Source organism: Bdellovibrio sp. HCB-162, assembly GCF_047344985.1.
In the GTDB taxonomy this organism is placed as follows: domain Bacteria; phylum Bdellovibrionota; class Bdellovibrionia; order Bdellovibrionales; family Bdellovibrionaceae; genus Bdellovibrio.
Genome location: NZ_CP178861.1, coordinates 3143266 through 3155984, shown reverse-complemented (window position 1 = coordinate 3155984; position 12719 = coordinate 3143266). Strand labels below are relative to the sequence as shown.

The following is a 12719-nucleotide window of genomic DNA, read 5'->3' as shown; positions in this document are numbered from 1 at the left end:
GTGGCTGGTATGCAAGCAGACGTTGTGGTTCCCGATACGGATATTCTAAAAAAGTATTTCAATTTGTCGCAGTTCCGTCGCGGTCAAAAAGAAATCATCGACGCTGTTCTTGCAAAGAAAGACGTTCTTGCCGTTTTGCCTACAGGAGGCGGGAAGTCTTTGTGCTATCAATATCCTGCAGTTCATTTGCAAAAACTGGTTATTGTTATTTCGCCCTTGATCGCTTTGATGAAAGATCAAGTGATGGCTTTACAAAGACATGGTATTCCGGCGGGCTGTTTGCATTCGGGTCAGTCCGATGATGAAAAAAGGGAAGTCTTTGCAGAGCTCAATAAAGGCGGCGCCTTTGTTTTGTATTTGTCACCAGAGCGGGCTCAAAAAGAAGGCTTTCAAAAATGGATTCAACAGCGACAAATTGGTTTGTTCGCCGTTGATGAAGCGCACTGTGTTTCGCAATGGGGTCATGACTTCCGTGAAGAGTATGCGCAGTTAAGCATTCTTAAAAAACTGTGCCCACATGTTCCCGTGCTGGCTTTGACTGCGTCAGCCACGCCGACAGTGCTGGACGATATTTCTAAGCAATTAAATCTGCAAAAGCCCGAGCGCATGGTCCACGGGTTTTATCGTTCGAATTTGTACTATCAAGTGGAGCTTTGTGAAAACGAAGACGCGAAAGTGGATTTTCTTTTGCAAAGTATTAAGAACACACCTGCGGGACGAATTATCGTTTACTGCGGAACTCGTAAGATCACAGAATCGACAGCCGTTTTGCTGGAAAAGAAATTTGCGCAAGTGGGTTTTTATCACGCAGGACTTTCTGCTGAAACCCGCGCGCAAACTCAAGATGCTTATGCTCGTGGTGATTTAAGAATTCTTGTTGCGACCAACGCTTTCGGAATGGGCATTGACCAACCGGATGTTCGTTTGGTGGTACATTACCAGATTCCTGCCAACATCGATGCTCTTTATCAAGAAATGGGACGCGGTGGTCGTGACGGTGAGGAATCCACATGTCTGACTTTGTATTCTAAAAAAGACAAAGGTTTGCAGTCCTATTTCATTCATAACTCGGAAGCGCCGGAAGAAATCAAAAGTGCTCGTTGGCGCAATCTGGATGCCTTAGTGAACTACGCTGAAGGTGGTGAGTGCCGTCATGCAGAGATTCTTACTTATTACAAAGACTCTCAACGTATTGAACGTTGCGGGCACTGCGATTCCTGTGATCCGAAATCGTCACGCCGTATTTTGAAACCAATCACACCATTTGTGAAGTTGGATCAAACTTTGGAAGTGATCAAATCCACTTTAAAGAAAACGAAAAAGTCCAAAGCTTCAGATCTTGAGCTTGATGACCTTCAAGAAGTGCGTTTTGAGAAGCTTAAGAAATGGCGTAAAGAAAAAGCGAAAGAGCTGGATGCTCCGGCCTTTGTTGTTTTCAGTGATCAGACCTTAAAACATCTTGCGATTAAAAATCCACGCAGCCTTGATGAAATGCGCTCCGTTTACGGTATTGGCGAAGCGAAGCTTGAAAAGTTTGGCTGGGATGTTTTGGCCGAGCTGACTTAAACTTTTTTAGAAAGTAAAGAAGTCAGCTTTTCTGGCTGAAGGTTTTCAATAAACTCACAGACGATGGCACTTTTGCTGACTTTTAAAACGGTGGCGGGAAGATACTGATCGTGAATTTTTATCAGCACAGCAATCTTTGCAGGAAGATCTGCAACAGAAAACTGCGTGAACATCACAAAACCTTTTTCCGATATTTTATAAATGTGTCCAAAGATCACACCATTCCCAAATTCTAGGGCGGCGGGTAAGTTGGTGGCTTTATATTTATCTTTGTCGGATTTAAAGACGGAACGAAATAGCTTTACCATCGAAGCAATTTTCGTCCGCAATGCGGCCAAACATCAAGTCCCGTTCCTTAGCACTAAAGGTTTTTCTGTTCGGTATAAACGAGCAAACGGATTGTTATATATCACTTTCGGTCTCATAAATTGATACTTTAAAAGACAAGTACCAAGTTGTCGGATGGCTGACATAATTCCTTTATGGAAACTCTTTTTTCTAAAGACCATATTGTCAAAACTCTGAAAGAAGCTCTCGAAGCTCATCCGCAAATTCATGCAGCTTGGTTGGGAGGCTCAACCGCGACCGGATTTGAAGATGATCTGTCTGACACGGATGTGGTTGCGATTTGTGAAAATCCGGGAATCGTTTTTCAACAAATTGAAAAAGCTTTGCCGGTGATTTCATCCGTGAGCCATGTTTGGAAAGTGGAAGAGTCCCCGTGGAAAAACTTTGCCCAAAAATTTTACGTTTTTGACGAGGGGCCGGAAACTTACTACATAGATGCCGGTGTTTTTCAAAGTTTGAATCCCGAAGACTATCAGGAGTTTTTCAATACGGATCGGCACGGAGATCCCGTTATTCTTTTTGATAAAAAGAATATTTTAAAAGAGGCTTCGAAGGCGCCTAAATATGAAATGCCTAAGAAGCTGGATTTTAAAAACTGGATCGCCCGTTTTGAAGTCATGTACCGCACCTTTTTGAAGGAAGCTGAGCGGGGAAAATTTATTGATAGCTTTATTTTTTATCAGCGTTTGGTGACGATGTGGGTGCAATTGCAAAGATATCTGAAAACTCCACAGAAGCACGATTTTGGCATGCGCTATATCTATCGTGATTTCGAATTATCCGAAGCAAAACTGATTGAAAAGTATTTGCAAGGAACGGATATCAAAACACTCAAAGAGCAAGCGGCTGACATTCGGGCACGTATTTTGACTCTGCAAAAAGAACAAGGATTGTAAAAAATGAAAGTTCTCGTTATCGGTGGCACAAGATATTTTGGAAAAAGACTGGTTCACTCTTTAATCAATGAAGGCCATGAAATCTGGGTGGTTTCTCGCGGGCAAGTGGAAGATGATTTCGGGGCAAAGGTGCATCGTCTGAAAGCAGACCGTAACAATAAGTCAGATCTGGCGAAGGCTGTTGAGAGACTTAAGTTCGATGTCGTTGTGGATCAAGTGTGTATGAATGCGGAGCAGGCCAAAGCCGCTGTTGAAATTTTTGCGGAGAAGACTCCGTTCTACGTTATGACTTCGACAATGTCCGTTTACAATTGGGGAGCAAATCTTCGCGAAGAAGAAGTGAATCCGTTCATGTATCACGCGCAAACTCCAAAAAATCCTATGGAAGAATACGCCGAAGGAAAACGATCCGCTGAAAATGTTTTCGCGAATCAAAACTTTTTTAAATGGGCTTTTGCGCGTTTCCCCGTCGTTGTCGGTGAAGACGATTACACGTTGCGATTGCATAATCAGGTAAAGAGAGTCAAAGAGGGTTCGCCGATTTATTATCCAAACTTGGAAGCCCGTTTTTCATTTATTACTTCTGAAGATGCGGCAAGATCTTTGCTTTGGTTGATTCATGGAAGACGTGAAGGAATTTTCAATTTTGCTTCAGAAGATGTTTTAAAATTAGGTGAACTTGTCGGGATGATTGAAAAGATGACGGGCAAAAAAGCCAACCTTTTAAAGGAACCATCCGAAGAAGCCTGGTCGCCGTTTGGGATTCCTTCGGATTGGTTTATGAATGTCGATAAAGCCAAGTCCGAAGGATTTCAAGCAAAGCCCCTAAAAGAGTGGATGGGGCCGCTTTTGCAAAAAATGAATTAGATATTATTTAAATACTCGCCGATTTTCATAAGGACTGGAGTTGGGATCTCATGTCCTCCGCGGAAACTTTGCAAAGAGCCTTTCATTCCGGCTTGCGTGAGCAAAGTTTCAAGCTGTCGAGCTTGTTTGATTCCTAAAACAGGGTCCATTTCTCCATGACTTTGGAAGAATCGTTGACCCGCACGATTCGGAGCTAACTTTTTCCACTCATCTTGGTGCAAAAGAGTTCCTGACATGATCACAAGACCTTTAGGGGTTTCGGGCGCTCGCAAATAAAGTTCTGTGGCGAGCATCGCTCCTTGGCTAAAACCTCCCAAAACAATTTGGTTCCAAGGAACTTTGAGCTGGCGAATCATTTCCATGGCGGCATCGTAAGCTTTCGGAAGTCCCTTCGGCGTATCATTGCTGAAGTCGCGGTGTTCCCCACGCTCCGCAGCTCGCTGGATTTCCATCATATCAATCGTCCACCATGCGCGTCCCATCCAAGCGGGGCCAATGGGAACCTCTAAAATTCCATTCGGGAAAAGCCAGTTGTATGTTTGCTTAGTGGAGATCATTTCTCCTAAAGAAAACAGGTCATTGCAGTCGGCGCCAAAGCCGTGGAAAAAGAGCACCCAAGGCGCGTTATCGTCATTATTTATTTCTTGGCAATGTATCTTTCCGAGTTGTCTCATAACTCAGTCATACGCTATTCTTTCTAGCGAGTCTATGAAGCTAAACCAATTATTTTCCATCTTTTCCGGCCTTCCTGAAGAGTCTCTTCCGCAAGATGTAGAACTCTCTGGAATTTTTAACGATGCACGCCTGGTTGTGCCGGGATCGGTTTTTGTTGCGATTCGTGGCAGCAAGCTTGATGGACATAGTTTTATTCATGATGCGATCGCAAAAGGGGCGGCCGCTCTTGTCGTGGAAGACCGAGGCACGGTTCCTACTGAGTTTTCTGGTTTTGTTTTGCAAGTTCCTAATACACGCGAGGCTTTGGATATTTTGGCAAGCCGGTTTTATCTTGATCCAGGGCAAGAACTTTTCTGTGTCGGCGTCACAGGAACAAACGGAAAAACTTCTGTGACTTACATGACAGAAGCAATTTTAAATGAGGGCCGTATTCCTACAGGAGTGATCGGAACTGTTAATCATCATTTGGGTGAGAAAGTTTGGCCTTCGGAAATGACGACTCCGGATCCGATCTTTTTGCAAAGGCGTTTGCGTGAGTTTCGCTCTGAAGGAGCGATGGCCGTTGCGATGGAAGTTTCTTCGCACGCTCTTGATCAAAAACGCGTTGATAGCGTTCCCTTTAACACCGTGATTTTTACAAATCTCACGCGCGATCATTTAGATTATCACGGCACCATGGATCACTATCTTGAAGCGAAGCAAAGACTTTTCACGGATCTTTTATGGAAAACGGAAAAGCGTCCTTGTTATGCCATCATCAATACGGCAGATAAATACGGTCGTCGGTTGCGTGTCGCGGACCCTGCAGTGCTTTGGACTTATGGCGCAAGTGATTCAGACATTCGTTATGAAATTCTAAAAATGGATTTCGCTCTGACGCATTTTAAAGTGCAGACTCCAATGGGAGAAGGCGAAGTTCATTTGCCGATGTCGGGAGTTCACAACGTGATGAATGCATTGGCGGCTTTGGGCGCGGGTCTTTCTGCGGGACTGCCTTTACCCGTTTGTATTTCGGCTTTGAATAAATTCACAGGTGTGCCGGGACGTTTGCAGTCTGTTGCGAACAATCAAAATCTTTCTATTTTTGTGGATTATGCACATTCTCCGGATGCATTGGAAAATGTTCTAACGGCGATTCGCAGCGTGCGCGAGAGTTTAAAATCTTCCGCACGTATTTGGACGATCTTTGGTTGCGGCGGAGATCGCGATAAGGGCAAACGACCTTTGATGGCGCAAATGTCTTTAAAATACTCCGATCAAGTCGTGATCACGTCAGACAATCCGCGCACCGAAGATCCACAAGCAATCATCCAAGATATTTTGGCAGGTGTTGCCGGGGCTGATAAAGCCAAGACATCCGTGATCGTGGATCGTAAAGAAGCCATTCATCAAACTATTCAAAAAGCCCAACCTGGCGATGTGATTCTCATCGCGGGAAAAGGGCACGAAGATTATCAGATTATAGGCAAAGATAAATTTCCTTTTAGCGACGTGAAAGTGGCAGAAGAGGCTTTGCAAGGGAGATAAAAAACAATGAGAGCCATGGACGTGCAAACCATTGTCAGGGCCACAGGAGCACAAACGCTCAGCCTTGTTGAGAAAAATTTTGCGGGTATTGGAACCGACACACGAGCGGATTTAAAAGGACAGCTTTTTATTCCTTTGAAAGGCGATGCTTTCGATGCGCATCAGTTTTTAGAAAAAGCGGTTCAACAAGGGGCCACAGGTCTTCTTGTTCATGAAGAAAATGAACAAGTGCAAAAGCTCAAAGGCCAAGTCACGATTCTTAAAGTTCCGGATACTTTGAAAGCTTTGCAGCGTTTGGGTACGTGGGCTCGTCGTGAGTCTCATGCCAAAGTTTTGGGAATCACAGGCTCTAACGGAAAAACCACAACGAAAGAATTCACGGCGGCTTTGCTAGGAACGACATTGAACGTTCACTACAACAAGGGAAGTTTTAACAACCATTGGGGAGTTCCCTTCACACTTTTGCAACTTCCACCGACGAAAGATGTTGCGATTGTTGAAATGGGTATGAATCATGCGGGAGAATTAACTGAGTTGGTTCATATCGCAGAACCAGATGTCGTTGTGTGCACGATGGTGGGACGCGCGCACATGGAATTTTTCGGCACCATCGAAAAGGTGGCCGAAGCCAAAGAAGAAATTTACGAAGCGGCGGGCCCAAATACGATTCGCATTTATAATCTCGACAACGCACAAACTCACAATATGTATGTGAAGGCTTGCGAAAAGTATGACCATTCAAAACTCATGACATTTTCTTCGGAAGATCCTCGCGCGGATGTGCACTTGATGATTAGTTCCATGACGATGAGTGAACTTTCCGTTAAAGGAAAAATCGGTGGTAAAGAAGGAACGGCTGTTGTTCAAGTTTTCGGTTCACAAAATCTGACGAATCTTATGGCGGCAGCGTCTTTGGGACTTGCAGCAGGAATGACTCCAGAGGAAATTTGGAAAGGTCTTCCTGAATGTAAAACAAATTGGGGACGCAACCAACTGGTGCACCTGAAATCAGGTGCGCAGATAATCTTTGATGCTTACAATGCAAACCCTGACAGCATGAAGGCTTTGATCGACAATATGAAGCTTCTGACTGTGACAGGTCGTAAGGTCGGTGTCTTTGGACAGATGCGTGAGTTGGGTTCAGCTTCGGCAGCTTTGCATGAAGAACTTGGAACTTGGGTCGGCGCTGCGGGGTTTGATAAAGTTTATTTTATCGGCGATGACTATGAAGCGTTCTCTCGCGGCTTAAGCAAAGTGGGATATCAGAATCCCACTTTGATTGAAAAAGATTTTAAGGACGCTTCCGGACAGGATCTAGCACAATATCTGAAAGCGGGGGATATTGCGGTGGTAAAAGCCTCACGAGGGACAAAGCTTGAACGCTTCGTTTTTCCTTGTGAGCCTTTGGATTTTTCGGAGAAGCAGTAGTCGTCGAAGTACGCGGAGTTTTCCAAGACTCCGGCGTACTTGCAAAGAGGGCTAGGTACATAGCCTACTCCCATCTGTGTTGGAATTTTTCGATCTTATCAATCAATTCTTTTTTCTGTTCCGGTGTCAGAGTCTTGTGAAGAGCTGCCACCTTATCCAGATACTTATCGATTTTAGAATTCATGCGCTCCTGGCGAGCTTTGATATGCTCTTTGATCTTGGCTTTATCAAGGTCATCGGCCAGAATCATGCTTTTGAAATCGTCTTTCATGGATTTGCGCAGATTTTTTTCTTCAGAAAAATCTTTCTTAAACTCTGACGTGATATCGCTGAGCAAAGCCTTTTGTTGAGCATTAAAATCAAGTTTGTCGGCGATCTTTTCACTGATCGCGGTCATGCGCTCTTCAGGACTTTTATGGCAACCAGCTAGGAAGCCGACACTGCCGATCGCAAAAAGAATTCCTAAAACCTTGGGCCATCTTCTTCTGTAGTGATGATGGTGATGATGTCTCATAATCATATTCTCCGTAGTGGTTGATTTCTGAAGTCAGTTTAGGTGGTTTGAGAGTCAAGGTGGTTGCAGGAGTGTTAATGATTGTAACAAATTGTAACTGCTTGATTATCCTAGGAAAAAGCCTTTAGCCCAAAACGCTTTTGGATTATGATGGGCCTATGAATCGCATACTTCTGATCGATGACGATCAAAAATTAGGTGAACTTCTTAAGCAGTATTTCAATCAGTTTGAACTGCAGATCGTGCAATCGTTATTGCCGTCAGAAGGTTTGCAGCTTCTTAAAAGAGACAAAATCGATGCGATTATTTTGGACGTGATGCTGCCAGAGATGGACGGCTTTGAAGTGTGCAAAAAAATTCGCAGCTTTAGTGATGTGCCGATCTTGATGCTCACAGCGCGCGGAGAAACTTCAGATAAGGTTTTAGGTCTTGAGCTTGGTGTTGATGATTATCTGCCAAAACCTTTTGAAGCTCGTGAGTTGGTTGCAAGAATTAAAAGCCTGATTCGTCGTTCAAAGAAATCGGCTTCGTCCTCTTCAGGGAAATTAAAATCAGGCAGTCTGATTTTAGATACACAGTTGCGAGCGGCTTTTCTTGAAGGGCAAAATTTAAATCTTAGTACCCATGAGTATGAACTTTTAAAATTATTAATGTCCCACGCAGGACAAAGTCTTTCTCGCGATCGTATTATGGATGATCTGCGCGGCGTGGATTGGGAAGCTTACAATCGCAGTATCGATGTGGCGATCAGTCGCCTTCGCCAGAAACTTAAAGACCCTGCGAAGTCGCCAGTATTCTTAAGAACCGTGTGGGGTGAAGGATACTGCTTTATTGCTCCTGTGGAGGAAGTTCTGTGAGAAGACATCATCGTCACCATGAAGGTTACAAACACCCTCATAAGAAACATCGCTTAAAGAAAAAGCTCCTCTTTCGTATTTTCTTTACCTTTATGCTGACGGCGGTTCTTATTATCGGCGGATTGGGTTGGCTTGTGCATTCTTTAAAACCTGATCACGGGTTGTCTCCGGTTGCAGAGAAGAATGCCATTTTCTATTTGTCTTCTCTTCAGCAAAAATTGAATTCCTCATTGAGTGAAAAAGGCATTGAAGATCTATACAAAGATTTAAATCTGTACGCCCGCGTGGAAGGTTTTGAATCTTTGGCCGATCAAAAAAATCTTCCTACTTTTAATGAGATTGAAAAAGAAGATGAACACTATTCCCCGAAGGTAGTGCTTGGAAAGCATCACGAATATTTCTTTGCTGAACTCAAAGGAGCCTCGCCGCGCACGGCATGGTTCGTTTCAGCAAAAGAAATTCCGCGCGGCTTTGCATTTCCATTTGTGGCGGTGGCGGGATTTATTTTCTTAATTCTAATCATGAGCTTTCTGACGATTCGTTGGATGATGTCGCCGATCAAAGTTCTTATGACGGGTGTAAAAAGAATCTCCATGGGAGATTTAAAATATCGAATTAAAACTCGTCAAGGCGGAGAGTTCCAGGTTCTTGGCGAAGCTTTTAATAATATGGCTGATGGACTTGAGAAAATGGTCGCCGCCAAAGAACAGCTTTTAAGAGACGTCAGTCACGAGTTGCGCAGTCCTTTAACTCGCGTCGGTGTGGCCGTTGATTTGTTGAAAGATGAAGCGATCAAAGGGTCCATTAAGGATGATCTTAAAAAAATGGAAGAACTTGTTGCGGAAATTTTAGAGTCTTACCGTTTGCGTGAGGGCGCTTCTTCGTTAAAAAAATCTTCGACAGATTTAACAGAGCTTGTGACCCATGTCGTGGAAGACTACAAAGACTCAGCTCCCGGTGTTGTTTTAAAAAATCCTGAAGACGTATCTATCGTGATCGACCCCATGCAGGTAGAGCGTGTTCTAAGAAACTTGCTTGAGAACGCGATTAAATATGCAAAGCCTCAGTCAGTACCCATTGTCGTGACTTTGATAAAAGAAAAAGATGGATGTGTTTTGAGAGTGAAAGACGATGGTGTGGGCATCGCTGAAAAAGATTTGGCACACATCTTTGAGCCTTTTTACCGTGCTGATGCCGCAAGATCTCCTGGGAAATCAGGATTTGGATTGGGTCTTGCGATCGCAAAAACAATTGTTGAGGCTCACGGCGGACATATCTTTGCGACAAGCCAACTGGGGCAAGGTGCCGAGTTTACAATTCATTTGCCATTTGAATAAGAAAGCGCGGGTTTTCACCCGCGCTGATTGAAGAACTAAGCTGGAAGATCAAAAAGAATCATTTCTGAATCTTCTGAAGCAGTGATAGCGGCAGTTGAGATATCAGTTGCTGCGATCGCATCACCGGTTTGAATAGTCTCGCCATTGACTTGCACAGAGCCTTTCACAAGTTGCAGCCAAAGCTTACGACCTGCAGGAACTTTAAAATCCAAGTCTTCGGATTTTTTAAGACGGGAAATATACACATTGGCATCTTGGTTGATATCAATGGAACCATTCACTCCGCCTTTAGAAATCACATGCACAAGCTTTTGTGAGTTCAGTTCTTTCTCAAAGGACTTTTGACCGTAACCAGGTTTGACTCCGCGTTTTTCCGGCGTGATCCAGATTTGGAAGAAATGAGTTTCATCCTTGTCTTGATCGTTGTATTCCGAGTGCATCACACCTGTGCCAGCACTCATGCGTTGCACTTCGCCCGGTTTAATCACAGTGACATTTCCCATCGAGTCTCGATGGCGAAGACCACCGGAGATCACGTAAGAAATGATCTCCATATCTCGATGCGGGTGAGTGTCGAATCCTGTGCCACCTGCGATACGGTCCTCGTTGATCACGCGCAAAGGGCCAAAACCCATGTGTTGCGGATCGTAGTACTCAGCGAAAGAAAAAGTGTGGCGAGATTTAAGCCATCCATGTTCCGCAAGGCCTCTGTCGTTGGATTTTCTGATTGTAAGCATACCTTTTTCCTTTCTTGGGAGTTTCCATGCTCCGACTGCCACCATCCCCATGGCCGCTGTTAAAGCGCCCAGTAAGAACTTTCTGCGGGGTTGGTTGTTTTGGTCAGCCATAAGAGCCTCCTGATGAACCTAGTATCGGCTTTTTTTCTATTGAAAGAAATTATTTAGTTTCTATATTCTATATAAATTATATTAATATAGTTTAAGGGCTTTCAGTGGGAGATCAGTTGTGACGATAGATCAGCTTGAGACATTAGAAATGATTGTTGAAAAGGGCAGTTTTAAGGCGGCCTCGGAGCATTTACACAAGACGCAGCCGAGTTTGAGTGTGGCGATTAAAAAGCTGGAAGAGGAATTTGATCTGCAACTTTTTAATCGCGAAGAGTATCGACCGAAGCTGACCCCTGAGGGTTTGGTTTTTTATAATTGGGCAAAACAATGTCTTTACTCATTTCGGGAATTAAAGACCGTGGGAGCGGAGCTGGGTTCTAAAAAGGTTGAACCCTTTTTAACGATCGTTTTAGATCCGCTCGTGCGCTTTGAAGCTTTGGCAGGAATTTTTCAAGAGACCGTTTTAAGCAAGCATCCTACAGAGATGACTTTTCGTTCCGAGATCATGAGTGTCGGGGAAGAGTTATTACTTTCAGGCGAAGCTGATTTTTCAATCTCTACGAAATCCTCTGAGAATGAAAAAATCGAGAGTGTGCCCTTTGATCGAATTGAAATGATTCCTGTCATCGCAAAAACTTTGGCAAAGAAACATCCGGGTCTGACTTATAAGTCTTTGAAAACCTGTCCCCAAGTGATCGTTCTCTCGCAAGGGGATAAGAGTAATCTTCTTAAAGGCACCAAAGGTTTTGCAGTGGATTCTAAAAAATGTTTTGTGACTGATCATAGTTTGAAACACAAAATGATTGTCAGTGGCTTTGGCTGGGGACGACTTGCGCGTAATGAAATCGAAAGTGATCTGAAAAGAGGTCATTTGGTAGAAATTCGCGATGAAAATATAAAACCATTTACGCTCGATCTGCATATCATGCGCATAAAACATAAACCAATGGGACCCATGGCCCGAGCCGTGTGGGAACAGCTTTTACAGAATGCGACTTTGAAGAGTTCTAAGAAGTTCGTGAAAAGAAATTAGATTTTGATTTCCAAGTACTGGCGTTGAACTTCTGCGACGCCATACTTGCGCTCAAGCCGACGCACGATAAAGTGTCCTCGCGCCATATCTTGAAAGTGGTTCATAAAGATAACGTTGATTCCAGCTCCACCGAGCGCACCAATAAAAGGCATCATCTGCGCCGCCACTTTTTCCGTAACGACCAACTGAAATCGAGAAGCAATACTTGCGAGCAGTCGTGCCAAAATAGGAGCGCTTTCATTGGCAATGCCTCTTTCAATAAAAATTTTCGCAGCATCGGTAAATGTTTTTGCTAAAGCCGCGCGAGTCATGAGGTATCCCGATCCTGCAGCATCATCCGAAGCCGAATAACCACCGAAAGCGAAAACTTCCAGACAAGCAAACTTAGTTTCAGGATCGGTGATGTCTTCACCTTCACTTTGCGCGATATCAATAATCGAGCGCATGATGAGTGTCGTAGAAATAGGAAGCTCCACCATCAAAGCGAGCGGACCGAAAAATCCACCAAGCCCGCCTGTGCCAGCCACCATCGCCTTGTGTGCAAAGTTACTCGACTCTTTGCCGTTATTTTTCTCCATCGTGGAGGCCGCGACTTCAAAAGCCACATGAATTGATTTTTCCGTCGCCTTATGAACGGTCGATTGAATTTTCTTAGGCAAAAGCGTCAACCCCTTCTCAACCGGAGCCCCCACCTTCGCCGCAATCCGCGCCGTGAGACTCGGCCTCTCAAGAAGCTCCTTCGCCATTCGTAAAAATTGAAGATCTACTGTGTCCATAATTAATATTCTTGTGTTTTATTTTTTAAATCACAGTCCAGAAATGC

General features: G+C 44.1%; 13 protein-coding genes. 8 read left to right on the top strand and 5 right to left on the bottom strand.

The annotated features are described in order from the left end of the window. Window positions 1–9 precede the first annotated feature (9 nt). A complete protein-coding gene (locus ACLSSO_RS15160) occupies window positions 10–1566 on the top strand; it encodes a RecQ family ATP-dependent DNA helicase (protein WP_413943317.1) in 1557 nt (518 codons plus the stop codon). On the opposite strand, the gene ACLSSO_RS15155 is transcribed toward ACLSSO_RS15160, so the two are convergent. After that, window positions 1563–1874, bottom strand: a complete 312-nt coding sequence (locus ACLSSO_RS15155; protein WP_295899003.1) for a hypothetical protein — start codon at window positions 1872–1874, stop codon at window positions 1563–1565. The genes ACLSSO_RS15160 and ACLSSO_RS15155 overlap by 4 nt on opposite strands. Before the next feature lie 174 nt (window positions 1875–2048). On the opposite strand from ACLSSO_RS15155, the gene ACLSSO_RS15150 reads away from it, so the two are divergent. Together ACLSSO_RS15150 and ACLSSO_RS15145 are read left to right on the top strand one after the other, a co-directional pair. Further along, entirely contained in the window at window positions 2049–2810 is a 762-nt protein-coding gene (locus ACLSSO_RS15150) for a hypothetical protein (RefSeq protein WP_413943316.1), read from the top strand. A gap of 3 nt (window positions 2811–2813) precedes the next feature. After that, the gene (locus ACLSSO_RS15145) at window positions 2814–3677 is read left to right on the top strand and encodes an NAD-dependent epimerase/dehydratase family protein (RefSeq protein ID WP_413943315.1); all 864 of its coding nucleotides are present in this window, start codon (window positions 2814–2816) and stop codon (window positions 3675–3677) included. Here ACLSSO_RS15145 and ACLSSO_RS15140 read toward each other — a convergent pair. Next, complete coding sequence (locus ACLSSO_RS15140; protein ID WP_413943314.1) at window positions 3674–4351, bottom strand: alpha/beta hydrolase; 678 nt, start codon at window positions 4349–4351, stop codon at window positions 3674–3676. The two genes, ACLSSO_RS15145 and ACLSSO_RS15140, sit on opposite strands and share 4 nt — an antisense overlap. A 34-nt stretch (window positions 4352–4385) precedes the next feature. Here ACLSSO_RS15140 and ACLSSO_RS15135 point away from each other — a divergent pair, with 34 nt between their 5' ends. Together ACLSSO_RS15135 and ACLSSO_RS15130 are read left to right on the top strand one after the other, a co-directional pair. Continuing rightward, a complete protein-coding gene (locus ACLSSO_RS15135) occupies window positions 4386–5879 on the top strand; it encodes a UDP-N-acetylmuramoyl-L-alanyl-D-glutamate--2,6-diaminopimelate ligase (protein WP_413943313.1) in 1494 nt (497 codons plus the stop codon). A gap of 6 nt (window positions 5880–5885) precedes the next feature. Then, window positions 5886–7307, top strand: a complete 1422-nt coding sequence (locus tag ACLSSO_RS15130) for a UDP-N-acetylmuramoyl-tripeptide--D-alanyl-D-alanine ligase (RefSeq protein WP_295898988.1) — start codon at window positions 5886–5888, stop codon at window positions 7305–7307. A 64-nt stretch (window positions 7308–7371) separates the two neighbouring features. Here ACLSSO_RS15130 and ACLSSO_RS15125 read toward each other — a convergent pair whose 3' ends face one another. Next, a complete protein-coding gene (locus tag ACLSSO_RS15125) occupies window positions 7372–7821 on the bottom strand; it encodes a Spy/CpxP family protein refolding chaperone (RefSeq protein ID WP_295898984.1) in 450 nt (149 codons plus the stop codon). A gap of 158 nt (window positions 7822–7979) precedes the next feature. Between ACLSSO_RS15125 and ACLSSO_RS15120 the strand changes: the two genes are divergently transcribed. Continuing rightward, window positions 7980–8678 (top strand): response regulator transcription factor, encoded by a 699-nt coding sequence (locus ACLSSO_RS15120; protein WP_413943312.1) that lies wholly within the window; start codon window positions 7980–7982, stop codon window positions 8676–8678. Further along, on the top strand, window positions 8675–10015 hold the full coding sequence (locus ACLSSO_RS15115; protein WP_413943311.1) for an ATP-binding protein: 1341 nt from the start codon (window positions 8675–8677) through the stop codon (window positions 10013–10015). Before ACLSSO_RS15120 ends, ACLSSO_RS15115 begins: the two co-directional genes overlap by 4 nt. 35 nt (window positions 10016–10050) lie before the next feature. Here the strand turns inward: ACLSSO_RS15115 and ACLSSO_RS15110 are convergent, their stop codons facing one another. Next, window positions 10051–10752, bottom strand: a complete 702-nt coding sequence (locus ACLSSO_RS15110) for a pirin family protein (RefSeq protein WP_413944827.1) — start codon at window positions 10750–10752, stop codon at window positions 10051–10053. Between the two features lie 229 nt (window positions 10753–10981). Here ACLSSO_RS15110 and ACLSSO_RS15105 point away from each other — a divergent pair, with 229 nt between their 5' ends. Continuing rightward, entirely contained in the window at window positions 10982–11896 is a 915-nt protein-coding gene (locus tag ACLSSO_RS15105) for a LysR family transcriptional regulator (RefSeq protein WP_413943310.1), read from the top strand. Here the strand turns inward: ACLSSO_RS15105 and ACLSSO_RS15100 are convergent. Continuing rightward, entirely contained in the window at window positions 11893–12672 is a 780-nt protein-coding gene (locus ACLSSO_RS15100) for an EcsC family protein (protein WP_413943309.1), read from the bottom strand. The two genes, ACLSSO_RS15105 and ACLSSO_RS15100, sit on opposite strands and share 4 nt — an antisense overlap. Window positions 12673–12719: the final 47 nt, after the last annotated feature.